Origin of the sequence: Aeromonas sp. 96A, from assembly GCF_051919165.1 — a bacterium.
GTDB classification, from domain to species: domain Bacteria; phylum Pseudomonadota; class Gammaproteobacteria; order Enterobacterales; family Aeromonadaceae; genus Aeromonas; species Aeromonas veronii.
Window position 1 is genome coordinate 2,142,501 of the sequence record NZ_JBQBFE010000001.1, and the last position, 26,278, is coordinate 2,168,778.

Annotated in this window: 23 protein-coding genes and 1 tRNA gene (1 of these 24 running past the window's edge); 12 read left to right on the forward strand and 12 right to left on the reverse strand. The window is 57.6% G+C overall.

What is annotated here, in order from left to right:
- From ACTG2W_RS09720 to ACTG2W_RS09735, 4 genes are all read right to left on the reverse strand, one after another.
- Positions 1-1,470, reverse strand: partial view of a putative bifunctional diguanylate cyclase/phosphodiesterase gene (locus ACTG2W_RS09720; RefSeq protein ID WP_440016179.1) — the 5' portion only. The gene continues 462 nt to the left of window position 1, outside the view; 1,470 of the gene's 1,932 nt are visible here — the first part of the coding sequence; its start codon is at positions 1,468-1,470; the stop codon falls past the left edge of the window.
- Between the two features lie 23 nt (positions 1,471-1,493).
- Positions 1,494-1,994, reverse strand: a complete 501-nt coding sequence (locus tag ACTG2W_RS09725) for a molybdopterin-binding oxidoreductase (protein ID WP_005358155.1) — start codon at positions 1,992-1,994, stop codon at positions 1,494-1,496.
- 102 nt (positions 1,995-2,096) lie between these two features.
- Positions 2,097-3,731, reverse strand: a complete 1,635-nt coding sequence (gene groL, locus ACTG2W_RS09730) for a chaperonin GroEL (RefSeq protein ID WP_005340575.1) — start codon at positions 3,729-3,731, stop codon at positions 2,097-2,099.
- Positions 3,732-3,774: 43 nt separating this feature from the next.
- Positions 3,775-4,068: a co-chaperone GroES gene (locus ACTG2W_RS09735; protein WP_005340573.1), complete on the reverse strand. Its 294-nt coding sequence runs from the start codon at positions 4,066-4,068 to the stop codon at positions 3,775-3,777.
- Positions 4,069-4,328: 260 nt separating this feature from the next.
- On the opposite strand from ACTG2W_RS09735, the gene ACTG2W_RS09740 reads away from it, so the two are divergent.
- Positions 4,329-5,660, forward strand: a complete 1,332-nt coding sequence (locus ACTG2W_RS09740; protein ID WP_440016542.1) for an MATE family efflux transporter — start codon at positions 4,329-4,331, stop codon at positions 5,658-5,660.
- Between the two features lie 34 nt (positions 5,661-5,694).
- On the opposite strand, the gene ACTG2W_RS09745 is transcribed toward ACTG2W_RS09740, so the two are convergent.
- The gene (locus ACTG2W_RS09745) at positions 5,695-6,171 is read right to left on the reverse strand and encodes an FxsA family protein (RefSeq protein WP_005358147.1); all 477 of its coding nucleotides are present in this window, start codon (positions 6,169-6,171) and stop codon (positions 5,695-5,697) included.
- Between the two features lie 442 nt (positions 6,172-6,613).
- On the opposite strand from ACTG2W_RS09745, the gene aspA reads away from it, so the two are divergent.
- Both aspA and ACTG2W_RS09755 read left to right on the forward strand, forming a co-directional pair.
- Positions 6,614-8,056: an aspartate ammonia-lyase gene (gene aspA / locus ACTG2W_RS09750; protein WP_106843930.1), complete on the forward strand. Its 1,443-nt coding sequence runs from the start codon at positions 6,614-6,616 to the stop codon at positions 8,054-8,056.
- 125 nt (positions 8,057-8,181) lie between these two features.
- Positions 8,182-9,501, forward strand: a complete 1,320-nt coding sequence (locus tag ACTG2W_RS09755) for an anaerobic C4-dicarboxylate transporter (RefSeq protein WP_042052808.1) — start codon at positions 8,182-8,184, stop codon at positions 9,499-9,501.
- A 249-nt stretch (positions 9,502-9,750) separates the two neighbouring features.
- On the opposite strand, the gene tsaD is transcribed toward ACTG2W_RS09755, so the two are convergent.
- Positions 9,751-10,764 carry a tRNA (adenosine(37)-N6)-threonylcarbamoyltransferase complex transferase subunit TsaD gene (gene tsaD, locus ACTG2W_RS09760; protein WP_042052807.1) on the reverse strand — a complete coding sequence of 338 codons (1,014 nt, stop codon included), beginning with the start codon at positions 10,762-10,764 and terminating at the stop codon, positions 9,751-9,753.
- Between the two features lie 179 nt (positions 10,765-10,943).
- On the opposite strand from tsaD, the gene rpsU reads away from it, so the two are divergent.
- The 5 genes from rpsU to ACTG2W_RS09785 all read left to right on the forward strand — a co-directional run bounded on the left by rpsU (position 10,944) and on the right by ACTG2W_RS09785 (position 15,837).
- Positions 10,944-11,159, forward strand: a complete 216-nt coding sequence (gene rpsU / locus ACTG2W_RS09765) for a 30S ribosomal protein S21 (protein ID WP_005309452.1) — start codon at positions 10,944-10,946, stop codon at positions 11,157-11,159.
- A 15-nt stretch (positions 11,160-11,174) separates the two neighbouring features.
- A complete protein-coding gene (locus tag ACTG2W_RS09770) occupies positions 11,175-11,618 on the forward strand; it encodes a GatB/YqeY domain-containing protein (RefSeq protein ID WP_005349081.1) in 444 nt (147 codons plus the stop codon).
- 88 nt (positions 11,619-11,706) lie between these two features.
- Positions 11,707-13,494: a DNA primase gene (gene dnaG / locus ACTG2W_RS09775; RefSeq protein ID WP_106843929.1), complete on the forward strand. Its 1,788-nt coding sequence runs from the start codon at positions 11,707-11,709 to the stop codon at positions 13,492-13,494.
- A 183-nt stretch (positions 13,495-13,677) separates the two neighbouring features.
- Positions 13,678-15,573: an RNA polymerase sigma factor RpoD gene (gene rpoD / locus ACTG2W_RS09780; RefSeq protein ID WP_263718854.1), complete on the forward strand. Its 1,896-nt coding sequence runs from the start codon at positions 13,678-13,680 to the stop codon at positions 15,571-15,573.
- 187 nt (positions 15,574-15,760) lie between these two features.
- Positions 15,761-15,837 (forward strand) — tRNA-Ile (locus tag ACTG2W_RS09785).
- Between the two features lie 164 nt (positions 15,838-16,001).
- On the opposite strand, the gene ACTG2W_RS09790 is transcribed toward ACTG2W_RS09785, so the two are convergent.
- The 4 genes from ACTG2W_RS09790 to purH form a co-directional block, all read right to left on the reverse strand.
- The gene (locus ACTG2W_RS09790) at positions 16,002-16,559 is read right to left on the reverse strand and encodes a cytochrome b/b6 domain-containing protein (protein WP_106843928.1); all 558 of its coding nucleotides are present in this window, start codon (positions 16,557-16,559) and stop codon (positions 16,002-16,004) included.
- Positions 16,540-16,914, reverse strand: a complete 375-nt coding sequence (locus ACTG2W_RS09795; RefSeq protein ID WP_042053398.1) for a cytochrome b562 — start codon at positions 16,912-16,914, stop codon at positions 16,540-16,542. Before ACTG2W_RS09795 ends, ACTG2W_RS09790 begins: the two co-directional genes overlap by 20 nt.
- Positions 16,915-17,191: 277 nt before the next feature.
- Positions 17,192-18,478: a phosphoribosylamine--glycine ligase gene (gene purD, locus ACTG2W_RS09800; protein WP_440016180.1), complete on the reverse strand. Its 1,287-nt coding sequence runs from the start codon at positions 18,476-18,478 to the stop codon at positions 17,192-17,194.
- A gap of 114 nt (positions 18,479-18,592) precedes the next feature.
- Complete coding sequence (purH, locus tag ACTG2W_RS09805) at positions 18,593-20,185, reverse strand: bifunctional phosphoribosylaminoimidazolecarboxamide formyltransferase/IMP cyclohydrolase (RefSeq protein WP_421308697.1); 1,593 nt, start codon at positions 20,183-20,185, stop codon at positions 18,593-18,595.
- A gap of 415 nt (positions 20,186-20,600) precedes the next feature.
- Here purH and zntR point away from each other — a divergent pair, with 415 nt between their 5' ends.
- Both zntR and ACTG2W_RS09815 read left to right on the forward strand, forming a co-directional pair.
- A complete protein-coding gene (zntR, locus tag ACTG2W_RS09810) occupies positions 20,601-21,056 on the forward strand; it encodes a Zn(2+)-responsive transcriptional regulator (RefSeq protein ID WP_005341244.1) in 456 nt (151 codons plus the stop codon).
- Positions 21,057-21,270: 214 nt separating this feature from the next.
- Positions 21,271-21,510, forward strand: a complete 240-nt coding sequence (locus ACTG2W_RS09815) for an alternative ribosome-rescue factor A (protein ID WP_005340543.1) — start codon at positions 21,271-21,273, stop codon at positions 21,508-21,510.
- Positions 21,511-21,614: 104 nt separating this feature from the next.
- On the opposite strand, the gene hemW is transcribed toward ACTG2W_RS09815, so the two are convergent.
- Entirely contained in the window at positions 21,615-22,760 is a 1,146-nt protein-coding gene (gene hemW / locus ACTG2W_RS09820) for a radical SAM family heme chaperone HemW (RefSeq protein WP_274160586.1), read from the reverse strand.
- Positions 22,761-22,850: 90 nt separating this feature from the next.
- A complete protein-coding gene (rdgB, locus tag ACTG2W_RS09825) occupies positions 22,851-23,447 on the reverse strand; it encodes an RdgB/HAM1 family non-canonical purine NTP pyrophosphatase (RefSeq protein WP_005340539.1) in 597 nt (198 codons plus the stop codon).
- 238 nt (positions 23,448-23,685) lie between these two features.
- Here rdgB and ACTG2W_RS09830 point away from each other — a divergent pair, with 238 nt between their 5' ends.
- Together ACTG2W_RS09830 and ACTG2W_RS09835 are read left to right on the forward strand one after the other, a co-directional pair.
- On the forward strand, positions 23,686-24,849 hold the full coding sequence (locus ACTG2W_RS09830; RefSeq protein WP_069530074.1) for a multidrug effflux MFS transporter: 1,164 nt from the start codon (positions 23,686-23,688) through the stop codon (positions 24,847-24,849).
- 135 nt (positions 24,850-24,984) lie between these two features.
- Positions 24,985-26,034, forward strand: a complete 1,050-nt coding sequence (locus tag ACTG2W_RS09835; protein WP_440016181.1) for an oxidoreductase — start codon at positions 24,985-24,987, stop codon at positions 26,032-26,034.
- Positions 26,035-26,278: the final 244 nt, after the last annotated feature.

Below are 26,278 nucleotides of genomic sequence, written 5' to 3' on the forward strand. Positions count from 1 at the left end.
CAGGTGGTGCTCCATCAATGCCTTGGCCACCAATTTGAGCAAATTACGCTGGTACATGCCTGGCGAGATATTCACACACATTTGCAGATCAACCATACCAAGCTGGTGCCACTGATAGAGCTGCTCGCAAGCTGTGTTCAGCACCCAGCTGCCAACCCGTTCGGCAAGCTTGAACTCCTCAGCCACCATAATCACTTCGTTTGGCGGAATGAAACCGAGTTCCGGATGCCGCCAGCGCAACAGAGCCTCGACAGCTTCGCAGCGGCCACTCTCTAGATTGACGATGGGTTGGTAATAGAGTTCCAACGCATTGTGTTCCAGCGCCATGATCATGTCCGACGCCAGATGCTTGCGCCGCGCCGTCTCGTTGAGCAGGGAGTTATCGTAAATTACATAGGGGACATGGGTCTTGCGACTATGGAACAGGGCCTGCTCCGCACGACTCAGCAGCTCCTGAGTCTTGTCGCTGTCCATCGGATAGAAGGCAATCCCGATCCCGACTTCAAGCCGGAAGGGATAGTTGTCATAGACGATATCTTGCTTCAGCGCATGCAGCAATCGCGCTACCAGCTCCCTGACCTGACGCAGATCGCTGCTGCCACGCTGAATAATGGCAAATTGATCTCCCCCCAGACGTCCACTCCACTCCCCCTCTTCACAGAGCACTCTGATCCGGGTGGCAAACTCACAAAGCAGATAATCACCGGTGTCATAGCCAAACTTGCTGTTGATATCCCTGAAGTCGTTGATATCGACCAGCACCAGCCCAAACGGCACTTCCTGTGTGGCGTACAGCTCCATCCGCTCCAGCAGAGCAACCCGATTGGACAACCCGGTCAGCGGATCCCGTCTGGCCGCTCTGAAATGACGACGCCCTTCATATATAAGCAGCATGCTGAGCAGCAGCACTGACATGACCAGACCGGAGACCATCAGCAACAAGGCATTGCGCAACTGCCCAAAATGACGATCGTTCTCGGAATAGACGTTGATGTTCTTCTGCATCACAGAAGCGAGGGAGTAGGAGAGCGGCTCTTGCAGCGGGGCAAGGCGCATCATGATCTGCTGATAGTCAGATGCCCCGCTTTGCAACTTGGTGATGTCGGGCTCTATTTGGCGAATATTGGTTTCAATCAGCTGCACCAGACGCAAGGTTTTCTGCTTGTCCAGCATGCTCTTGCGCAGCTGGCCGCTCAACAGGATGGGCGTTCTGCTCCAGAGAATGTCATAACGCAGCATCAAAGTGTCATGATCAATCCCGCCATAGTGATAGACCTCTACTGCATTGAGGAAACGACCGAGCTCCAGCTGCAACTGCATCAGCGCCCAGGAGACATCATAGGTGTATTTCTCCATCGCTCTGGTCGCATTCTGAATCTGCATCAGGCAATAGAGGGTGCTCCCGGTAAACAACAGGATGGATACATACAGAATGACGAGCAGTGGCCACGCCCTGGTCTTTCCTTTCACCCCATGCTCCCGTGCTGTTTTTATCAGTGCTGAATGTCTATCAAATCCAACTGCCAGATCATCATGTCGGTATATTCGGATCGCTTCAATTCCGGATATTGATCAAGAGGCAGCATAAACCAGACCGGCCCCTTGTCACGTACCCGCATGACAGCACCATTGTCTTCCCATGCGAGAATGGGCTCGTATTTGGCAACCTTGTCCCATTCAATGCGGATCTGGAAACTGTTCAGTGCCGTCAACGTAATGGTCTTGCCATCCGCACCGACTGCAGTCAATACATCGGCCAATTTTGGGCCTCTGTAGGTGTGCGGCTTATCTACCCACGGGTTGCCGGTCACTATCTCATGTTGCGGCAGAGCCTGCAGTTTGGCCAGATCAAACAACACCTTGCCATCAACTTCATCTGCCGACCTGATGTTACCACCCACTTTCAGGATCACCGGCCCAGTCAGTGCCTCAGCAGCCATCACCGGCATGATGACCAATGAACACAGTAGTGTCAGCCAACCAAACATTTTCATATCGCCCCCAGATTTGCTGTCTCAACAGACTCAGTTTAGCCAGATATAAAAAAACGGCTCGCCTTGAGCGAGCCGTTTGTCAAACAGAGCAAGGGGGGATGATTACATCATACCCATGCCACCCATGCCGCCCATGTCAGGCATGGCAGGGGTATCTTTCTTCGGCAGTTCGGTGACCATGCACTCGGTGGTGATCATCAGACCGGCGATGGAAGAGGCAAACTGCAGGGCGGAACGGGTTACCTTGGTCGGATCCAGGATGCCCATGGCCAGCATGTCGCCATACTGTTCGCTGTAAGCGTTGTAACCGAAGTTGCCTTCGCCGTTCTTCACTGCGTTGGCAATGACGGAGGCTTCTTCACCGGCGTTGATGACGATTTGACGCAGCGGGGCTTCCATGGCGCGCAGGGCAACCTTGATACCGACGTTCTGGTCTTCGTTGTCACCGCGCAGACCAGCCAGTTTGGCTGCAACGCGAACCAGCGCGACACCACCACCGGCAACCACACCTTCTTCAACCGCGGCGCGGGTAGCATGCAGGGCATCTTCCACGCGTGCTTTTTTCTCTTTCATCTCGACTTCGGTGGCTGCGCCAACCTTGATCACGGCAACACCGCCAGCCAGCTTGGCTACACGCTCTTGCAGCTTCTCACGGTCGTAGTCGGAAGAGGTCTCTTCGATCTGCTGACGGATCTGGGCAACACGGCCTTCGATCACACCGGCATCACCCACGCCATCGATGATGGTGGTGTTCTCTTTGGTGATGACGATGCGCTTGGCACGACCCAGATCTTCCAGAGTCGCTTTTTCCAGCTCCATGCCAACTTCTTCGGAGATGACAGTACCGCCAGTCAGTACAGCGATATCCTGCAGCATGGCTTTGCGACGGTCACCGAAGCCCGGCGCCTTGACGGCAGCCACTTTCACGATACCGCGCATGGTGTTGACCACCAGAGTCGCCAGGGCTTCGCCTTCCACGTCTTCAGCAACAATCAGCAGCGGCTTGCCAGCTTTGGCAACGCCTTCCAGCACCGGCAGCATTTCGCGGATGTTGGAGACTTTCTTGTCAACCAGCAGGATGAACGGGTCGTCCAGTTCAACGGAACCGGTCTCTTGCTTGTTGATGAAGTAGGGGGACAGGTAGCCGCGGTCGAACTGCATACCTTCAACAACTGCCAGCTCATCTTCCAGACCCTGACCATCTTCAACGGTGATGACGCCATCGCGACCCACTTTGTCCATGGCTTCAGCAATCAGCTTGCCCACTTTCTCGTCGGAGTTGGCGGAGATGGTGCCCACCTGAGCAATGGCATTGCTGTCAGCGCACGGCTGGGACAGTGCTTGCAGCTCGGCAACAGCAGCCACAACGGCCTTGTCGATACCGCGTTTCAGATCCATCGGATTCATACCGGCGGCAACGGCTTTCAGACCTTCGTTGACGATAGCCTGAGCCAGAACGGTTGCAGTAGTGGTACCGTCACCGGCGGCATCGTTCGCCTTGGAAGCCACTTCCTTGACCATCTGGGCGCCCATGTTCTGGAACTTGTCTTCCAGCTCGATTTCGCGCGCAACAGACACACCATCTTTAGTGATGGTCGGGGCGCCGAAGGACTTGTCCAGCACCACATTGCGGCCTTTCGGGCCCAGAGTCACCTTGACGGCATCAGCCAGGATGTTTACGCCTTCCAGCATTTTGATGCGGGCTTCGTTACCAAACTTAACGTCTTTAGCTGCCATTTTTCTTCAATCCTTAAATCAATTCAGGGAAAAGGAGGATGGATTACTCTTCGACAATCGCCAGGATGTCGGTTTCGGAGAGGATCAGGACGTCCTGACCATCCAGCTTCTCGGTCTTCACACCGTAGCCTTCGTTGAAGATAACTTTGTCACCAACCTTCACGGCCAGCGCTTTGACTTCGCCATTATCCAGGATGCGACCAGTCCCCACGGCAAGCACTTCACCACGGGTGGACTTCTGGGCCGCAGTACCAGTCAAGACGATACCGCCGGCAGATTTGGCTTCAGCTTCGATGCGCTTGATGATGACGCGGTCGTGCAGTGGACGAATTTTCATCGATAACTCTCCCAAAATGAGTCTCATTGTTGCTTTGAGGAATGGCCGTTCCAGGCCAAATTAGATATGTCCCTGATGTGGGGCAGAGTTGCTAACCCTTCAAGGGCAAATACAAAAAAAATTTTTTCACGTACTATAAACATCTTCGATGGTTCAGCCATGTCCGCACCCTGGAGCAAGGTCGCTTCAAGCCGCCCGGTTTCCATGCCAGAACCTTCAAAGCCAGCCGTAGAGACGAGCCCTTGACCCGCACCAACCCCATGCTGACAGCCCCTATTCCGGTCGTACTGCGCCAGATGACGGGCCCCATGATCTTCGGCATCATCGCCATTCTGGCCTTCAATCTGGTCGATACCTTTTTTATCGGTATGCTGGGAACCGAAGCTCTGGCCGCCATCAGCTTTACCTTTCCTGTCACTTTTGTGGTTACCTCGCTCGCCATGGGATTGGGCGCCGGATTGTCAGCGGTGATCGGTCATACCCTGGGGCAGGGCAAACACGATGAGGCGGCCCATCTCGCCACCGACAGCCTGTTTCTGGCGGTGATCATGGTAGCCCTGCTCTCCGGGGGGGCTCTCACCATCAAACCCCTGTTTACTCTGCTGGGGGCCAGTGCCGAGCTTATCTCCCTCATCCATGACTACATGCTGATCTGGTATCTCACCGTCCCCATGCTGGTGCTGCCCATGGTGGGCAATGCCGCCATCCGGGCGACCGGCGATACCAAAACCCCCAGTCTGGTGATGGCCGTAGCCGGGTTGGTCAACGGGGTACTGGATCCTCTGTTGATCTTCGGTATCGGTCCCTTTCCCGAATGGGGGATCCGCGGGGCAGCCATCGCCACCTCTATCTCCTGGTTGATGGCCATGCTGGTCAGCCTCTATATCCTGCGTCATCGGGAGGGCTTGCTGCTGTGGCGCCTCTCGCCGCGGGCCCGGTTGCTATCCCACTGGCGGGCGTTACTCCATGTCGCCGTCCCCGCCTCTTTTACCAATATGCTCAACCCCCTGGCCAATGCGGTGCTGATGACGATCTTTGCAGGACTGGGTACCGAGGTGGTGGCCGCTTACGGCGCCGCGTCGCGGGTCGAGGCGCTGTTGCTGATTGTGATGATGGCCCTCGCCTCCGTACTGGCCCCTTTCATCTCGCAAAACTGCGGCGCTGGCAATCCGGCCCGCGCCAAGGCTGCGCTGCAAAGCTGCATGAGGTTTGCGTTGCTGTTCCAGCTCGCCATCTATGGCCTGACCTGGCTACTGGCGCCACTCATCGCCAACCTGTTCAGCGATCATCCGCAGGTCATTCGCCTCATCATTCTCTATCTGCATCTGGTGCCGATCGGTTACGGCTTTCAGGGCATGGTGATGCTGCTGGCCTCTGCACTCAATGGCGTGCGGGCATCCAGTATCTCGTTTTTGTTCAACGGATTGCGACTGTTTGGTTTTCTGTTGCCAGGAGCCTGGCTGGGGGCAAAGCTGGGGGGAGAACAGGGGATATATATGGGAATACTGCTGGCCAATCTGGCGGCGGGCACCCTCGCATGGTGGTATGCCCGACATCGCTTCGAGGCCTTGTGCCATCAGGGCAAACCCTGATTCAGTCACTCGCCTCGGGTTTTCGTCTCGTCGATTACTCTTTGCGCTCAAATTCGCCTTCGATGGTGGTGCCGCCCTGCTTGGCGTTCCCCAGATGATCATCGGACGGCGCGTTGCCAAACGGCGATTGAGTAGGCTGGAAACCGCCCATCTGCATCCGGAACTGGCTGCTGCCGATCAGCTTGTCAGCCAGTTTGTTACGCAGCCAGGGTTGCAGCAACAGCACACCGAAAATGTCGGTCACGAAACCCGGGATAATCAGCAGCAAGCCGGCCAACGCCAGCATCATGCCCCCCATCACCTCGCGGCCCGGCATCTCGCCCATCTGCATCTTTTGCTGGGCGCTGAACAGGGTTTTGATCCCTTCACTGCGCACCAGCGAGGAGCCCAATACCGCAGTCAGGATGAGCAAGCCGACAGTCGGCAGCGCCCCGATTACCGAGCCGACCTCGATCATCACGGTGAGCTCCAGCACAACCAGACCCACCAACAACAAAAACAACTTGCCCATATCCACTCCAGCACCGGTAAATTGAGAAAAAGTGGCCCCCATCCAACGATGGTCAGAGGCGATTTTGCCGCCCCGTCATCACCACTTTCTGCCCTGAATAAATGGGGGCAGCCCCCCTCTTTTCAAGTTGGCCAACTGACTCCTACGTCATCAGCAATCTAAAAAACCAGCAAAAAGTCACAAAAACTTATAAAAATCATCACGATAAAAACTTCATAACATATGTGTACTTTTCTCAAAGTAATTTGAAAATGTCGCAAATTTAGTGATCCACCTCTAATAACCGATACCTCAATTGGAGTAGTATATTGATTAGTTTTTCGGGAGGTTATTCTCCCAACCGCCCCACTCGATGTGTGGTGCTTCAGGATGAGCTGTGCGCAAGGAACTCGCGACCACTCGGTGAGGATTTTTCCATTTATCTGATTTCTGAGGCATTACAATGAGCGACATCAAGAACGTCCGCATTGAAGAAGACCTGCTGGGCACCAAAGAAGTTTCCAATGATCTCTACTACGGTGTGCACACCCTGCGCGCTGTCGAGAACTTCAAGATCAGCTCTCAGAAGATTTCTGACGTTCCGGAATTCGTCCGCGGTATGGTGCTGACCAAGAAGGCCGCTGCGCTGGCAAACGGTGAACTGGGTACCATCCGTCCTGAAATTGCTGACAAGATCGTAGAAGCCTGCGACCTGATGCTGAACACCGGCAAATGCTTCGACCAGTTCCCGGTCGACGTTTACCAGGGTGGTGCCGGCACCTCCGTCAACATGAACACCAACGAAGTACTGGCCAACATCGCCCTGGAAATCATGGGTCTGGAGAAAGGCCGTTACGACGTCATCAACCCGAACGACCACGTCAACAAGTGCCAGTCCACCAACGATGCCTACCCGACCGGTTTCCGCGTTGCTGTGGTCAACAGCACTGACGTGACCCTGCATGCGCTGGAGCACCTGATCGCGGCATTCGATGCCAAAGCGAAAGAGTTCAAAAACATCCTGAAGATGGGCCGTACCCAGCTGCAAGATGCGGTTCCGATGACCCTGGGTCAGGAGTTCCACGCATTCGCCGTGACACTGCGTGAAGAGATCAAGTCCATCAAGCGTTGCCAGGAGTTGCTGCTGGAAGTGAACTTGGGCGCAACCGCCATCGGTACCGGTCTGAACACTCCGCCCGAGTACTCTGCACTGGCTATCAAGCGTCTGGCCCAGATCACCGGTCGTGCCTATGTGCCGGCAGAAGATCTGATCGAAGCGACCTCCGACTGTGGCGCCTACGTCATGCTGCACGGCGCCATCAAGCGTCTGGCCATGAAGCTGTCCAAGATCTGTAACGACCTGCGTCTGCTCTCCTCCGGCCCGCGCACTGCACTGAAAGAGATCAACCTGCCGGAAATGCAGGCGGGTTCATCCATCATGCCGGCCAAGGTCAACCCGGTTATCCCGGAAGTGGTCAACCAATCCTGCTTCAAGGTATTCGGTAACGACATCACCATCACCTTCGCCGCCGAAGCCGGTCAGCTGCAGCTGAACGTCATGGAGCCGGTGATTGGTCAGGCGATGTTCGAATCCCTGAGCCTGATGGAAAAAGCCTGTATTTCCCTGCGCGAGAAGTGCGTGGAAGGTATCACCGCCAACCCGGAAATCTGCATGAATCACGTGCTGAACTCCATCGGTATCGTGACCTACCTGAACCCCTTCATCGGCCACCACGAAGGGGATATCGTCGGCAAGATCTGTGCCCAGACCGGCAAGAACGTCCGTGAAGTCGTTCTTGAGCGCGGTCTGCTGAGCGCCGAGCAGCTGGACGAAATTCTCTCCATCGAGAACCTGATGAACCCGCAATACAAAGCCAAGCGTTTCACCCGCGAAGCTGCCGTATAAGCGAGTGTGGGCCGGGATCTTCCCGGCCCATAAAGTCAGTTCCCGATTGGTCTTTATCCCCAGCCCGATCGGGAATTGGCTTTTTGCCAAATAAAAACCAAAAACTAAAAAATGGAGTTATCGCTATGATTGGAATCGAGTTACTTGTCGTGCTCGCCGCTATCTATCTGGGGGCCCGGATAGGCAGCATCGGCATCGGCTTTGCCGGTGGTCTGGGGGTACTGGTATTGACGTGGGGTCTGGGCATGCCCATCCCGAGCGATCAACTGGTCAGCTACATCCCTTGGGATGTGATCATGATCATCGCGTCCGTCATCTGCGCCATCGCCTGTATGCAACTGGCTGGCGGGATGGACTATCTGGTCTTCCTGGCAGAAAAAGCGCTGCGCAAGAACCCCAAATACATCACCTTCGCCGCCCCGGTGGTCACCTACCTGATGACCATGCTGGCCGGTACCGGTCATACCGCCTTCTCCACCCTGCCGGTGATCGCTGAAGTGGCCAAAGAGCAAGGGATCCGCCCATCCCGTCCTCTCTCCATCGCGGTTGTCGCTTCCCAGATCGCCATCACAGCCTCCCCAATTTCTGCCGCTGTGGTTGCCTTCTCCGGCATGCTCGAGCCGTTCGGTGTTGACTACCTGACCCTGCTGGCCATCTGCATCCCCTCTACCTTCCTGGCCTGTATCCTGGGCGCCTTCATTGCCAACATGATGGGCAAACCGCTGGATCAGGACGAAGTCTATCTGGAGCGTAAAGCCAAGGGCCTGATCAAACTGCGTGGTACTACCAAGCTCGAGATCAAACCGTACGCCAAACTGTCTGTCTGGATCTTCATCGCCGCCATCGTTGCTGTCATGGCTTATGCCACTGCCATCTCCGGTAAAGTGGGCCTGATCACCAACCCGCCGATCCCCCGTGACGGTGCCATCATGGGCATCATGCTGGCCGCGGCCACCATCATGACCCTGGTGTGCAAACTGGACGCCACCCAGGTCACCAACATGCCGACCTTCAAGTCCGGTATGTCCGCCTGTATCTGCGTACTGGGTGTGGCCTGGCTGGGTAACGTCTTCGTGAAAGGCAACATGGACACCATCCAGCTGATCGCTGGCGACCTGCTGAACCAGTACTCCTGGCTGCTGGCCGTGGTGCTGTTCTTTGCCGCCATGCTGCTCTATTCACAAGGCGCCACCACCAAAGCGTTGATGCCTGCCGCACTGGCACTGGGTGTCAGCCCGCTGACTGCGATTGCCTCCTTCGCAGCCGTGAGCGCCCTGTTCGTACTGCCGACCTACCCGACCCTGCTGGCCGCGGTAGAGATGGACGACACCGGCTCCACCCGTATCGGTAAGGCGGTCTTCAACCACCCCTTCTTCGTACCGGGCACCGCCACCATCGCCATCGCCGTGGCACTGGGCTTCTTCTTCGGCGGCATCCTGCTGTAATTCATCGCCTGCCGATTACCAAACAAAAATCCCCGCCAGTTGGCGGGGATTTTTTTATCTCTTTTTACTCTGTGGTTGGCTTGGCTGTCTGACAGCAAGAGGGCTGACCTCTTATCCGGATGGCTCAACCACGGCGACAGCAGACACTACAACAGCCTACCAGCTGCGCTATAACCACCGCTGCTGGATTGCCGGAGTAGTAGGCCACCATGGTACTCAGCACCACGCCAGAAGGCGGGAACCGCCGGATCAGACCGGATCCAGGGTATCCAGCGGCCAGCGCGGCACGGCTTTGACCGCCAGCGGCTCAAACACGCCCGCTTTCAGGCGCTGCATACCGGCGTAAGCGATCATGGCGCCGTTATCGGTGCAATATTCAGTGCGCGGATAGAACACCTCACCCTTGAGGCTCTCCATCAGCTCGGCCAGCTGGGCACGCAGATGACGGTTGGCACTGACGCCACCAGCGACCACCAGACGCGTGAGACCGGTCTCTTTCAAAGCACGACGGCACTTGATGGCCAGGGTATCAACCACCGCATCTTCAAACGCCCGAGCGATATCGGCACGGGTCTGCTCATCATCACCATTGGCGGCGATGGTGTTGGCGGTGAAGGTCTTCAGGCCGGAGAAGCTCATATCGAGCCCGGGACGGTCAGTCATGGGACGGGGGAAGTGGAAGCGCCCAGTAGTGCCCTTCTCGGCCAGACGGGAGAGCAGCGGGCCACCCGGATAGTCCAGCCCCATCAGCTTGGCGGTCTTGTCGAACGCTTCGCCAGCGGCATCATCGATGGATTCACCCAACAGCTGATAGCTGCCGATGCCATCAACCCGCACCAGCATGGAGTGACCACCGGAGACCAGCAGCGCCACGAAGGGGAACTCGGGGGCTTTCTCTTCCAGCATGGGGGCCAGCAGGTGGCCTTCCATATGATGGACGGCGATAGCCGGCTTGTTCCACGCCATCGCCAGCGAGCGGCCAATGGTCGCCCCCACCAGAATGGCGCCAACCAGACCCGGACCCGCGGTATACGCGATGCCGTCGATGTCATCTTTGCCCAGTCCCGCCTCTTGCAATGCGGCCTGGATCAACGGGATCGTCTTGCGAACATGATCCCGGCTGGCGAGCTCGGGGACAACGCCACCGTAGTCCGCATGCAGCTTGACCTGGCTGTATAACTGATGGGAAAGGATCCCTTTTTGATCGTCGAAGATCGCGATCCCGGTTTCGTCACAGGATGTCTCTATGCCCAATACACGCATTGCTAAAAAATTTCACTGCTAAAATGAGACGGCTATGGTAACCTTCGCGGGTTTTTTAAACCAGAGCGATCTCTGCGGGTTTACTTTCATTCCCTGTCCAGAGTATAATTTCGCACCATTTTAAGACATGCTGATCGATTGAAGGTCAGCTAACAATTTATCACTGAGGTGAAAGGCACATGCCAGTAATCAAAGTCCGTGAAAATGAGCCGTTTGACGTTGCTCTGCGTCGTTTCAAGCGTTCTTGCGAAAAAGCCGGTATCCTGTCCGAAGTTCGTAGCCGTGAGTTCTACGAGAAGCCGACTACCATTCGTAAGCGCGCCAAAGCGTCTGCTGTCAAGCGTCACGCCAAGAAGCTGTCTCGCGAAAACGCACGTCGTATCCGCCTGTACTAATCGGGAGATATTGCCGTGTCTCTGAAGGATCAACTCAAGGATCAGCAAAAACTCGCCATGCTTGCCAAAGATAAGGCACGTCTGGGAGCGATCCGCTTGTTGATGGCAGAAATCAAGCAACGTGAAGTCGATACCCGTATCGAGCTGAATGATGAGGATATCCTCGCTGTCGTGACCAAAATGGTCAAACAGCGCCGCGATTCCATCAGCCAATTTGAAGCTGCCGGTCGCCAGGATCTCGCCGACAAAGAGTCCGCCGAGATCGTTGTGTTGCAGGAATTCCTGCCGCAACAGCTGACCGCAGATGAAATTGCCGCCCTGATCGAGCAAGCCATCACTGAAAGTGGTGCTGCCGTCATGGCTGATATGGGCAAGGTCATGGCTGTCTTGAAGCCGAAAATTCAGGGGCGTGCCGATGTCGGCGCCGTCAGTGCTCAGGTGAAAACCCGCTTGGCGTAACAGGCAACTCTCTTGTTTGGTCGAAGAAGCCGTGCTTCCCTTGGAATGCGCGGCTTTTTTATTTTCTCCGCAATGAAACAGGACGGTTATGGCAGGCAGGATCCCCCAATCCTTTATCGACGATCTGCTCGTACGCACAGACATAGTCGAGCTGATCGACTCGCGAGTGCGGCTGAAAAAAGCCGGTAAGAACTACCAGGCTTGCTGCCCTTTTCATAACGAAAAAAGCCCCTCTTTTACCGTCAGCCAGGAGAAGCAGTTCTACCACTGTTTCGGTTGTGGCGCCCACGGCAACGCCATCGGCTTTGTCATGGAGTACGACGGTCTAGAATTTCCCGATGCCATCGAAGAGCTCGCCAGCATGCAAGGCATGCAGGTACCTCGCGAGCAGAGTATCGGCGGCTCGGCCAATAGTCAGCCCGCCGTTAGCAAGGATCTGTTCGAGCTGATGAACCAGATCGCCCGCTTCTACGAGAGCAACCTCAAGAGTGCTCCCCATGCGGTGGAGTATCTCAAAGGCCGCGGTCTGACCGGTGAAGTGGTCAAACGATTCAACATTGGCTATGCACCGAGCGATTGGGATCAGGTGCGCCGACGCTTTGGTACCAGCCGGGATCACGAGCAGTTGCTTATCTCGGGCGGCATGCTGATCACCCGTGACAATGGCCCGGGGAGTTATGATCGTTTCCGCGATCGCATCATGTTCCCGATCCGTGACAAGCGTGGCCGGGTCATCGGTTTCGGTGGCCGGGTGCTGGGTGATGGCACCCCCAAATACCTGAACTCGCCGGAGACCCCCATCTTCCATAAAGGGCGGGAACTGTTCGGTCTCTTTGAGGTGAAGCAGGCACACAAGGATCCACGCCGGATCCTGGTGGTGGAAGGCTACATGGATGTGGTGGCACTCGGTCAGTACGACATCGACTATGCGGTGGCGGCCCTGGGTACTGCAACAACCAGCGACCATATCCACACCCTGTTTCGCACCACCGCCGAGGTGGTCTGCTGCTACGACGGCGACAACGCCGGTCGTGAAGCCGCCTGGCGCGCGCTGGATAATGCCCTCCCTCATCTGCAGGATGGCCGCGAGCTGAAGTTCGTGTTCCTGCCCGATGGCGAGGATCCCGACTCGCTGGTACGCCAGATCGGCAAGGAGGGCTTTGAAGCCCTGCTCGATGAAGCCCAACCGTTCGCCGACTTCATGTTCGAGCGTCTCGGTCGCGATGCGGCGCTCTCCGGTGAGGCGGGCAAGTTCGAAGTGGCCAACAAGGCTGCCGAGCTTATTCGTCGCGTACCGGAAGGGTTTACCCGCGAAGGGCTGATCACTCGTCTCTCCAGCATGATGCGCTGGGGCGAGAACAAACAGCGCATCGCCGAGCTCTTTGCCCGCAACAGTCAGCCCAAGGCCGAGGTCAACAAACCCAAGGCAGCCAAGCTGACGCCACTGCGGCGTGCGCTGGCACTGATGGTGCAATATCCGGCAGTAACGGCTGAGCTTCCCCCCATGCCGGAATTGGCCGGACTACGCGTACAAGGCATCAAGTTCCTGCTGCAACTGCACCAGCAAATCCTGGCACAGCCCGGTATCACAACCGGTATCCTGCTGGAACACTGGCGTGGTACCAAGGAGGGAGAGATCCTTGCTCAGCTGGCCATGCACGACCTGTTCGAGGAGATCAAACTCGATCAGGAGCCGGATATTCTGGGAGAATTGCAGGACACCTTCGTCGGCTTCATCAACCAGTTTCTGAAACAGCGGATCGAAGAATTGCAGGCCAAAGTGGCTCAGGAAGGACTAAGCTCCGAAGAAACCCAAGAGCTGATGATGCTGATAAGAGAGGTGCAAATTGAGAAAAGAAATGAGAGTGGGGCTTGATATTTGAGTGATTAGTCCCAATATGGATAGCGTTGCCCGAATCGACGGGATGAAAAGCAAAATTTTTATAACCGCCTGGCCCCGACAATACTGCGGGCAGGGGTTTCTCATGACCGACGCCGCAACCAGACATAGCATGTCTGGCGGTTTTCTATTAGAATTGGCTATTTGCGCAGCAGCGCACTGTACGCGCAACCTAGCAACACCAACCGGATGAGTTCTATGGAGCAAACCCCGCAGTCTCAGCTTAAACTCCTCGTTGCCAAAGGTAAAGAACAGGGCTACCTGACCTATGCCGAGGTGAACGATCACCTCCCGCAAGACATTGTCGATTCAGACCAGATCGAAGACATCATTCAGATGATCAACGATATGGGCATTCAAGTGGTTGAAAACGCTCCGGATGCCGATGACCTTATCATGGCTGAAGGTGGTACCGCCGATGAGGACGCTGCCGAAGCAGCGGCCCAGGCTCTGGCATCTGTTGAATCTGAGATTGGTCGCACGACCGATCCCGTCCGCATGTACATGCGGGAAATGGGTACCGTCGAACTGCTGACCCGCGAAGGCGAAATCGACATCGCCAAGCGGATCGAAGACGGTATCAACCAGGTACAAAGCTCCGTAGCCGAGTACCCTGAAGCAATTACTTACCTGCTCGAACAGTACGACAAGTACGAAGCCGAGCAGCTGCGTCTCTCTGACATTATCTCTGGCTTTATTGACCCGAACGAAACTGAAGATATGGCACCTACCGCCACGCATATCGGTTCCGAGCTCGGCGAAGACGATCTGGCCGACGAAGATGAAGAGGACGAAGAAGACGAAGACGAAGATGGCGACAGCTCTGACGACGACGGTGACGGTGGTCCGGATCCGGAAGTCGCTCGCGAGAAGTTTGGCGAACTGCGTGCCCAGTATGAAGTGACCCGTCTCTCCATTCAGAAGAATGGTCGCGCGCACGAAGATACCCAGGCCGCCATCGCCCAGCTGGCCGATGTATTCCGTCAATTCCGCCTGATGCCCAAGCAGTTCGATCGCTTGGTCAACAACATGCGTGAAATGATGGAGCGCGTCCGCGTGCAGGAACGCATCATCATGAAACTCTGCGTTGAGCAGGCCAAGATGCCGAAGAAAACCTTCGTCGCGGCCTTCACCAACAACGAGTGTGAAACTGCCTGGTTCGAATACCAGAAGCAGGCTGGCAAAGCCTGGTCTCCCCGTCTGGTTGAAATGGACGAGGATATTCAGCGCGCCATCGGCAAGCTGCAGCAGATTGAAGAAGAGACCGGTCTGTCGATTGCCCAGATCAAGGATATCAACCGTCGCATGAGCATCGGTGAGGCCAAGGCCCGCCGCGCGAAGAAAGAGATGGTTGAGGCCAACTTGCGTCTGGTTATCTCTATCGCCAAGAAGTACACCAACCGCGGTCTGCAGTTCCTGGATCTGATCCAGGAGGGCAACATCGGTTTGATGAAGGCGGTAGACAAGTTTGAATACCGTCGTGGCTACAAGTTCTCGACCTATGCTACCTGGTGGATCCGTCAGGCTATTACCCGCTCCATCGCGGATCAGGCCCGTACCATCCGTATCCCGGTACACATGATCGAGACCATCAACAAGCTCAACCGAATCTCCCGTCAGATGCTGCAGGAGATGGGTCGTGAACCAAACCCGGAAGAGCTGGCCATGCGCATGGGCATGCCGGAAGACAAGATCCGCAAGGTACTGAAAATCGCCAAAGAGCCTATCTCCATGGAGACGCCCATCGGTGATGATGAAGATTCCCACTTGGGCGACTTTATCGAAGATACCACCCTGGCTCTGCCAGCGGATGCGGCGACCAGCGAAAGCCTGCGCAACGCCACCCGCGAAGTGCTGGCTGGCCTGACCGCCCGCGAAGCCAAGGTACTGCGGATGCGTTTCGGTATCGACATGAACACTGACCACACCCTAGAGGAAGTGGGCAAACAGTTCGACGTTACCCGTGAGCGTATTCGTCAAATCGAAGCCAAGGCACTGCGCAAACTGCGCCACCCGAGCCGCTCGGAAGTACTGCGCAGCTTCCTGGACGAATAGTCCTGACCCTGTGTCAAACTACTCTGCCAAAGCCCCGCCATGCGGGGCTTTGTTTTGTCTGGCATTTACCCTTGCGACCCGCTTTGCGCCCTCAATCAAGCTGGACAATTAGTCGCCAAGTGGTTGATATGCCTATAGACTGCCCTTTCCTCTTCCCCTATAATCCACGCCGCTAAACGCACAATTTGGCCCCTTAGCTCAGTTGGTCAGAGCAGTCGACTCATAATCGATTGGTCGTGGGTTCAAGTCCCCCAGGGGCCACCAAATTGAAAAAGGCCGCTCATGATGAGCGGCCTTTTTGCATCTGCGGATCGAGCAATGTCCCGTGATAAGCTCGAGGAGGCCATAGAAAAGACCCGCCATGGGCGGGTCTGGGCAGGGTCCGGATCAGGCGCCTCACTCAGAGACAAGGAGCCTAATGCTGAGCCTCAGGTTTGCTCGTTGCTGCCACTCTGGATGGATGAGCGACGCCCGATGGCTGGCAGCATCCGGGTAACCAGATTGCTGCGCTGACGCCAGGAGGTGAAGACGATGGCCAGCAGGTGCAGACCAATCAGTCCCTGCAGCGCCACCACGCACCACTCATGCCACTCGTCAGCCCCCAGTTCAAATCCCGTCTCGGTATTTTGAAACCAGCCGCTGCCAGCAGTGGCCAGCACAACCAGCCAGAGCGTCCACACGGCCAGCTTGCCGCTACCGTGATGACCCGGTGCCGGAGGCTGCCGCTCACGCATCTCGCGCGCTTGCTGGCGAAAATCCTCACCACTGGGGATGAGGGCACCAAGGCGAGCGTAGCCACGGGCAAAAGTAACCCCCCAGAGCAGACGCAAGGAGACCAGCCCAATGGCACCGTAACCCAGCCACTCGTGCCACTCTTCCCCCGCTTCGTTAACCCAGAGGTTGCCGATGCAGACCGCAGCCAAGCCCCAGTGGGTCAGGCGAACCAGCGGATCCCAGCGAAAGGACTCACCCTTTTTGCTTGGCATATTTGTGGTACTCCTTCTTCAGGTCGTTGACCTTGGCCAGATGTTCGCGCGCCTTGGCCTCATCACCCGCCTTGAGTGCGGCCAGGCTGGCGTCCAGCTCGGTCTGTACCTCGTTCATCCCTTCAAGGAATTTATCTTTCTTGGCGGCCGGCATGTTCTTCTGCTTGGCCACATCCAGCTGGGCCTTCATCTCGTTGATGTGCTTCTCCATGGTGGCTGCATCATCAGCCTTGACGGCCTGCTTGTAGTTGAAGCCAATCTTCTTCATCGGCTGTTCCAGATCACCCGCCACGGCAGGCAGGGTCATCAGGCCAAACATCAGGGGCAGCAGCAGGGGGCGGACGGTTTTCAACATGGGATTTCCTTATATAACGACATGCTCGAATTGTTAGGGGTACTTATGAATCCAAACAAGAATTCATCACCAGCATGATGCCATGACTCATGGTGAAACGTTTGTGAAAAATGCTGTTTTTTGTGGCAAATAGTGACAAGTATGCCGCGCTTGTTTGCACTTGGTAACTGATTGAACGCAGGTGACAAGCACTATGGGGATGGTTGAAAGCGGTAAACAGGGACAAAAAACCCCGCCGTAGCGGGGTCTGGATCAGCTGGCCATTTGCTGGCGTCAGTTACTCCTGTTCGCGAGCAATGGCGCGCCAGCCGATATCCTTGCGGTAGAAGACGCCATCCCACTTGATGCGGCCAGCGAGCTGATAGGCACGCTGCTGGGCTTCTGCTACTGTGTGGCCGAGGGCGGTGGCGCACAACACGCGGCCGCCAGCGGTCAGGCTGGTATCGCCCTCCAGACGGGTACCGGCATGGAACACCTTCTCACCCGCCACTTCATCCACCGGCAAGCCGCTGATGGGGTGGTTGGTGCTGTAATCGCCGGGATAGCCTCCCGCCGCCAACACCACGCCGATGGCGGCGCGGGGATCATAGATGGCCTCTTTCTGATCCAGCTTGCCTGCGCAAGCCGCCAGACAGAGCTCTACCAGATCGGACTGCATCCGCAGCATGATGGGCTGGGTCTCGGGATCGCCGAACCGGCAGTTGAACTCGATCACCTTAGGATTGCCTGCGCCGTCGATCATCAGACCGGCGTAGAGGAAACCGGTGTAGACGTTGCCCTCGGCCGCCATGCCGCGCACAGTCGGCATGATCACCTGCTCCATCACGCGTCGATGTACCTCGGCGGTCACTACAGGCGCCGGGGAGTAAGCCCCCATACCGCCGGTGTTGAGGCCGGTATCACCGTCGCCAACCCGCTTGTGATCCTGACTGGTGGCCATCGGCAGCACGTGCTCGCTATCGACCATGACGATGAAGCTCGCCTCTTCCCCCTCCAGAAACTCCTCAATCACCACCCGGGAACCCGCTTCGCCAAAGGCATTGCCGGAGAGCATGTCGCGCACCGCGTCTTCCGCCTCCTGCAAGGTCATGGCGACAATAACCCCCTTGCCCGCCGCCAGACCATCGGCCTTGATGACGATGGGGGCACCCTTCTCGCGCAAGTAGGCGAGCGCAGGCTCCACTTCGGTGAAGTTCTGGTACTCGGCGGTCGGAATGGCGTGACGGGCCAGGAAATCCTTGGTGAAAGCCTTGGAGCCTTCCAGCTGGGCAGCGGCAGCGGTCGGGCCAAAGATCGGCTGACCGGCGGCGCGGAAGGCATCCACCACCCCTTTCACCAGCGGCGCTTCCGGCCCGACGATGGTGAGGCCGACCTGCTTCTCTTTGGCAAAGGCCAGCAGCCCTTCGATATCGGTCGCCTCGATGGCGACGTTCTCGACACCCGGCTCAAGCTGGGTGCCTGCGTTGCCCGGCGCCACAAAAACGTGACGTACCAGTGGGGAGTGTTTGGCCTTCCAAGCCAGAGCGTGTTCGCGGCCACCGTTGCCAATGATCAGTACTTTCATCGTATCGCTCGCTTCTATTTGTGGTCACTGGACGGCCTCTCTGGCCGTCAGTCAGTGGAAATAGTCAGTTGAAAAGAGACAACAAAAGGGCCGCCATCGGCAGCCCCTGACCCATCAATGACGGAAATGGCGCATGTTGGTGAACACCATGCACATGCCGTGCTCGTCGGCGGCGTCGATTACCTCCTGATCGCGCATCGAGCCACCCGGCTGGATCACGCAGGAGATACCGGCCTGCGCGGCAGCATCAATACCGTCGCGGAACGGGAAGAAGGCATCGGAGGCCATCACGGAGCCCGCCACGGTCAGCCCTTCATCCGCCGCCTTGATACCGGCGATTTTGGCCGAATAAACACGGCTCATCTGGCCTGCGCCGACGCCGATGGTCTGGCCATCTTTGGCGTAGACAATGGCGTTGGATTTGACGAACTTGGCCACTTTCCAGCAGAACAGCAGATCCTGCAGCTCGGCCTCGGTCGGCTGACGCTTGCTGACCACGGTCAGGTCGCCCAACGTCACCATGCCGAGATCCCGCTCCTGCACCAGCAGGCCGCCGTTGACGCGCTTGAGGTCAAACCCTTGCGCCGGAGCCGTCCACTGACCGCATTCGAGCAGACGCACGTTCTGCTTGGCGGCGACCGTGTCGCGGGCCTCCTGGCTGACGGTCGGGGCGATGATCACCTCAACAAACTGGCGGGCAACGATAGCTGCCGCAGTGGCGCCATCCAGCTCGCGGTTGAAGGCGATGATGCCGCCAAAGGCAGAGGTGGGGTCGGTCTGGTAGGCACGATCGTAGGCACTCAGCAGGTCGCTACCGATGGCCACACCGCAGGGGTTGGCATGCTTGACGATGACGCAGGCTGGCTCGTCGAACTCCTTCACACACTCCAGCGCAGCATCGGTATCAGCGATGTTGTTGTAGGAGAGCGCCTTGCCCTGCAACTGGGTAGCACTGGAAACAGAACCCGGAGCGGCATGCTCTTCGGCGTAGAAGGCGGCTGCCTGATGGCTGTTCTCGCCGTAACGCATGTCCTGCTTCTTGATGAACTGGCTGTTGAAGGTGCGCGGGAAGCGGGACTCCTCGTCACCCTCCTTGTTGTCGCCATAAGAGGGCACCATGGTGCCGAAGTAGTTGGCGATCATGCCGTCGTAGGCAGCGGTGTGCTCGAAGGCGGCGATGGCCAGGTCGAAACGGGTCGCCAGTTTCAGGCTGTTGCCGTTGGCATCCATTTCGCGAATAACCCGATCATAGTCGGCAGCTTTGACGACGATGGCGACATCTTTATGGTTTTTGGCGGCAGAACGCACCATGGTCGGGCCGCCGATGTCGATGTTCTCGACCGCATCCGCCAGGGTGCAGCCCGCTTTGGCCACGGTGGCAGCAAAGGGGTAGAGGTTGACGACAACCATGTCGATGGGGGAGATAGCGTGCTGGGCCATGATGGCGTCATCCTGATCCCGACGGCCGAGGATGCCGCCATGAACCTTGGGATGCAGGGTCTTGACCCGGCCATCCATCATTTCAGGGAAACCCGTGTAGTCGGAGACCTCGGTCACCGGCAGACCCGCCTCGCCAAGCAGCTTGGCGGTACCGCCCGTGGAGAGCAGGGCAACACCACGCTCGTTGAGTGCCTTGGCAAATTCCAGAATGCCAGTTTTGTCAGACACACTCAGCAGTGCACGGCGAATGGGTCGAGCTTGTTCCATCACACTATCGTCCTCAACATAACGGGGACCGTTCCATGGGAGGCGAGGCTCAACACAGAGAGTCCCCAAATAAATGGAAGTGGGGGATTTCGCAAACCACTCTCGCCCCGACATCCGGCAAAAGCGTTTTAGGAAATGCCCGCTTGGTGCGGCACTCTGTTATGGGCGCGTATTCTACACAAAAAATGTGACCTGTGGTGGATTTTTTGAAACAGCAAAGCCTTATTTGGCGCGGCGTTAAACGTTTTCCACCTGATTTTCTCGAAACGTTTGCACTTTCAGCGTTTTATGGAAAAAAGGGTCGCCAGGAGATGTTTATCTGCCCCTTTTATGCCCTTGGCTGGCAATCCATGGGCAAAGGGGTGATAGTGGATTCCGGTTTTTGTGGCGGCATACATTCAAGGGGAGAGAGAGCATGTATCGGATCGGTGAACTGGCCAAGGCGTGCGGGGTCAAGGCAGATACCCTGCGTTTTTACGAGAAGAACGGGCTTATCTCACCGGGGATCCGCAACGAATCCGGCTACCGCCTCTACAGTGAACAGGACAAGCGGCGGCTGGAGTTCATCATTCGCGCCAAGTCGGTGGGATTCTCGCTGGCCGATATCGGCGAGCTGCTCGACCTTGATACCAACAAGGCCAAAGTCACCTGTCAGGAGGTGAAAGCAGTGGCCGACACCAAGCTGGCCCAGGTGGAGCAGAAGATCATCGAACTGACCCGCTTTCGCGACAATCTGCGCGAGCTCTCCAATATCTGCTGCGGCGGGCCGCGCTCGGCGGAGCACTGCGCCATCCTCGAGACGCTGGAATCTGGTGCCCCGGCCCATCACGAGCACCACAGCCACGACCAGCATGACCCGGTTCACGGCTGACATGGTATGCCTGACTGAGCGTGCCTGGCTCAGTGTGACTGACTCGGCGCGCCCGACGCATTGCTCCGGCGGCGATTTGGTGACAAAATCGCCGCGTTTTTAACCGGTGCCAGTGCATCCGGTTGCCGGGCGCTAGCCTGCACAGGCGCTCGCAGTGAAAACCGCCATCCAGACACAAGAATCAACACAGCAAGAGAAAAGAAGAGGAGCCATTATGGCCAAAATTCGGGTCGACCAACCCGCCCTCCCCCGTGAGGAAAATGCGCAAGGGGGCAACTATGCCCATCAGCGCGGCGAGATAAAGGATAACCATCTGCATGCCCTGCTCTCCGATCCCCTGTTTCGCAGCCGGGTCGAGCGCAACAAGAAGGGCAAGGGGAGTTACCAGCGCAAGGCCAAATTCGGCAAGCGGTGGGAGCCCGGCCAACAGCAGATGATCCGCGTCTGCTGCTGAGCGGGTTTCTACCGACCATAAACAATCAGGGCGCCAATGGCGCCCTGATTGTTTTGACAGAAGAAGCGATTTGGCAACGCCAACTCACAGCCTCAACAGGCCGCTCACTCATCCATAAAGAGTTCGAGCAGCACGTTGAGATAGCGATGGCCGAGAGAAGTGAGCTGCCAGCTATCCCCCAGATCCTCGATAAGCTCCTTGCTTTGGGCGATGGCGAGCACTGTCTCGACCCGCTCCAGCGGCAAGCCGGTATAGGCCTCGAACTCCGCCTTGGGGGCCGGTTCAAACAGGCGGAAGCGGTTCATAAAGTATTCGAGCGGCAGATCGTCTGCCGTCACCTGCCACTGCTCGTCCAGATAGGGGCGACTCTTGTCCAGATACCCTTTCGGATGCTTCACCTTGGCGGTGCGCAGGATCTGCTGAGCCGCGAGATCAGTCACCTTGCCGTGAGCACCACAGCCGATCCCCAGATAGTCACCAAAGCGCCAGTAGTTGAGGTTGTGATGGCACTGGTAGCCCTCTTTGGCATAAGCCGATATCTCGTACTGGCGATAACCGCTGGCGGTGAGCATGGCGTGACCCTGCTCGTAGATGTCCCACAGGGTGTCATCTTCCGGCAGTTTGGGCGGTTTGGAGGCAAAGGCCGTGTTCGGCTCTATGGTGAGCTGATACCAGGAGAGGTGCGGCGGGGCGCAGTCGATAGCCTGCTGCAGGTCATAAAGGGCATCATCCAGACTCTGATCCGGCAGACCGTGCATCAGATCCAGATTGAAGGTGGGCAACTTGATGGCGTGGGCCAGTGCCGCCGCCTTGCGCGCCTCTTCCGGGCCGTGAATGCGACCGAGGCGGGTCAGCTTCTCCTGCTGGAAGCTCTGCACCCCGATGGAGATGCGGTTGATGCCGGCGCGCTGGAAACCGGCGAACTTGTCCGCTTCCACCGTGCCCGGGTTGGCCTCCATGGTGATCTCGCAATCTGCGGTGAGCGGAATGCGGGCCCGCACCCCGTCCAGCAAGGTTTGCATCGCCTCCACCGTCAGCAGGCTGGGGGTGCCGCCGCCAATAAAGATCGAGGAGAGCGGCCGCCCCTGCGCCCACTTCAGATCCTGATCCAAATCCTCCAGCAGGGCAGCGACATATTCGAGGTGAGGCAACTCCCCCTTCTGGGCATGGGAGTTGAAGTCACAGTAAGGGCACTTCTGGACGCACCAGGGCACATGAATATAGAGAGAGAGCGGCGGCAGTTGCAGCATGGGGCTTCCAATAAAACGGGGGCTCAAGGCCCCCATTGTAGATGACTATGTGTGATTGACCGTGTGTAACCAACAAGATGGCGAAGTGGCTCAGTGCGCCGCAGCCAGCGCCGCTTTGAGCTTGGCCAGCGCCTGACCGCGATGGCTAAGCTGGTTTTTCAGTTCGGCCGGCATCTGGGCGGCAGTGCAGTCGTGATCCGGCACGAAGAATACCGGGTCATAGCCAAAGCCATGTTGACCGCGCGGCTCGTCGATGATCATCCCTTCCCAGCTCGCCTGACAGATGATGGGAGTGGGATCGTCGGCGTGGCGCATATAGACCAGCACACACCAGAAGCGGGCACTTTTCAGGTACTCAGGGGCACCTTGCAGCTCGCCGAGCAGCTTCTCGATGTTGGCCTTGTCACCGGCACCCACACCGGCAAAGCGGGCGGAGTAAACGCCGGGGCGCCCTTGCAGCAGATCGACTTCCAGTCCGGAGTCATCGGCCACGGCGGGCAGACCGGTAATGCGGGCGGCGTGGCGGGCCTTGATGATGGCATTCTCGACGAAGGTGGTGCCGGTCTCATCGGCATCGGAGACCGCAAACTCGCTCTGTGGGATCACCTGGATCTTCATATCGGCCAGCATGGCGGCCAATTCCTTCACCTTTTTCTGGTTACCTGTTGCCAGGACAAGCTTGTTCATCGAGCACCTCCGCAAAAATAATCTGCGCATTCTATGCGGCGCAAGCGTTTAGTAAAAGCGCCAATTACACCCGCTGTGATGGGGTTACGGGGGATTTGCCGCCATCGAATAACCAGCTTTTTAATACATGTTTCCATAATGGAATAACCAAAGTGATTAAATACCATTTCTATTCATTACTGTGAGTCAGTAGACTCGCGCCCCAATTCATTAACCTGGCTGACTAAAGAGGTGACAGATGCCATTGATACTTTTACTCGTACTACTGGTGCTGTTCAGTCCGCTGGCTATCGACATCTACCTGCCCGCCATTCCGCAGATGGCCGAGCAGCTGGGCGCCGAAGTAACCCTGATGCAGGGCACCATCACCTGGTTCCTGTTCAGCATGGGACTGGGGCAACTGCTTGTTGGCCCGCTGGCCGATCGTTACGGTCGCAAGCCCATCGCGCTGGGCGGCGTGCTGCTCTATGGCCTGAGCGCGCTGGGGGCCGGTTTTGCAGCCAGCCTCGGTGAATTGATGCTGGCCCGGGTGTTGCAGGGCTTCGGCGCCTGCGCTACCTCGGTCGCCGCCTTCTCGGTGGTGCGTGACAGCTATGGCCCGAAAAAGAGCGGTCAGATGATCTCCTACCTCAATGGCGCCATCTGCTTTATTCCTGCGCTGGCCCCCCTGCTCGGTGGCTGGCTCACCGCCAAGGCGGGCTGGTCTGCCAACTTCTGGTTTATGGCCGGTTATGCGCTCATCGTCGGCAGCTGGCTGATGTGGCGGATGCCGGAGACCCGCCCGGAGGAGACCCGCAGCGAAGGGGCCCTCATCAGCTGGTCGCGCTACAGCCCGGTACTACGCTCCCCCAGCTTCCTGTTCAACGCGGTGCTGTGCATGCTGGCGATGGCGGTGATCCTCGCTTATGTGACCGCTGCACCGGTGCAGCTGATGGTGAAACTGGGGCTCGATATGAGCGGCTTTAGCTACTGGTTTACCGCCAACGCCGCGCTCAACATTCTGGCCTGCTTCATGGCGCCGCGCTTTATCGCCAAGGTGGGGCCAAGACGCACCCTGCGCATCGGCCTGCTGGTGTTGATGCTCTCGGCTATCATCCTGACTTTGGCCATGCACATCGAACATCCGCTGGCGATGATGGGGCCGGTATTCCTCTCCAGCATCGGCTTTGCCATGATTTTGGGCTCTGCCGCCGGGATGGCGCTGGCACCGTTCGGCCACTGCGCCGGTACCGCCGCCGCCCTGCTCGGCCTGTTCCAGATGAGCGGCTCCGGCGCGTTGGTTGGCCTGACCGGCGCCCTGATGCACGACCCGCTCAGCCAGCTGGCACTGCACATGTGGCTGCTGCTGCCGCCCTTGGTGATGCTGATGACCCGACGCGGTCGCCGCTTGTGTTTGCAATAAATCCTGTGCTCTGATGGGCACACTCAGGGGGCCATCGGCCCCCTTCTCGTTTGTATCGCCTTTACAGCATATGGCCATCCGGCAGATTGCCTGCGATGGCAACCCCACTCACTCGATGTCAGCGGAGAACTCCCGATGAGCCACACTCTCAACGCAGCCCTGGTGGGCTATGGCTTTGCAGGCAAGACCTTTCACGCCCCCTTCCTCTCCACCACGCCGGGCTTGTCCCTGAGCTGGGTGGTGAGTCGCGATGCCGCCAAGGTGCAGGCCGATCTGCCCGACTGCCGGGTCGGTTCACTGGAGGATGTACTAAGCGATGAGACCGTCGATCTGGTGGTGATCGCCACCCCCAACGACACCCATGCCCCCCTCGCCCGCCAGGCGCTGCTGGCAGGCAAACATGTGGTGATCGACAAGCCCTTTGCACTGGATCTGACCGAGGCGCAAGCGCTGGTCGAACTGGCCGAAAAGCAGCAGCGGCTGCTCAGCATCTTCCACAACCGCCGTTGGGACGGGGATTTCCTTACCGTGCGCCGTTTGATTGCCGAGGGGACGCTGGGGCAGATCGCCCAGTTCGAGTCACACTTCGATCGCTATCGCCCCGAAGTGCGCCAGCGCTGGCGCGAAGCGGGTGGCCCGGGTTCCGGCCTCTGGTTCGATCTCGGCCCCCATGTACTGGATCAGGCGCTGCAGCTGTTCGGCCAGCCGGACTGGCTGCAGGCCGATCTGGCCGAGCAACGCCCCGGCGCACTGGCGGACGACTACTTCCATGTGGTGCTGGGTTACGGTGCTCTGCGGGTTATTCTGCACGGCAGCTGTCTGGTTTCAGCCACCATGCCGCGCTTTGTCATTCACGGCAGCCAGGGTTCGTTCGTGAAATTCGGTATGGATGTGCAGGAAGATCAGCTCAAGCAGGGCTTGCGGCCACCGGCGGCGGATTGGGGCATGGATAACGAACCCGGTCAGCTCAGCCGCATTGTCGATGGTCAGTTGCAGCAGCAGAGCGTGGTGGGTGAGCCGGGGGATTATGGCGCCTACTATCGCGGTGTCTGCGCCGCCATCAAGGACGAGGGAAGCAACCCGGTGCCAGCAAGTGAAGCGCTGGCGGTGATGGCGCTGCTGGATCTGGCCCGTCAGAGCCACCTTGAGGGAAAACGGCTGCCCTGTCAGAAGCTGTCTGACTAAGGTGCGAGTCATCGGCCGCAATTGATCAACCTTGACCTTGTTAAACCGCCACAAGATGGCAGCAAAGCGGTGTTTTATTGTGCAATTAGTGCCATTTAACGGCATCTTGTATTGATATCAGTCGTTGCAGTGGAGCTTTTTATCCACGGCACGAAAAAATGTCATTGTGATATCCGTTTTCATCGGTAACTAATGGGGCTATATTGCGCCCGCCTGCTGCCTCCCGGCTTCTTGTTTCAATACC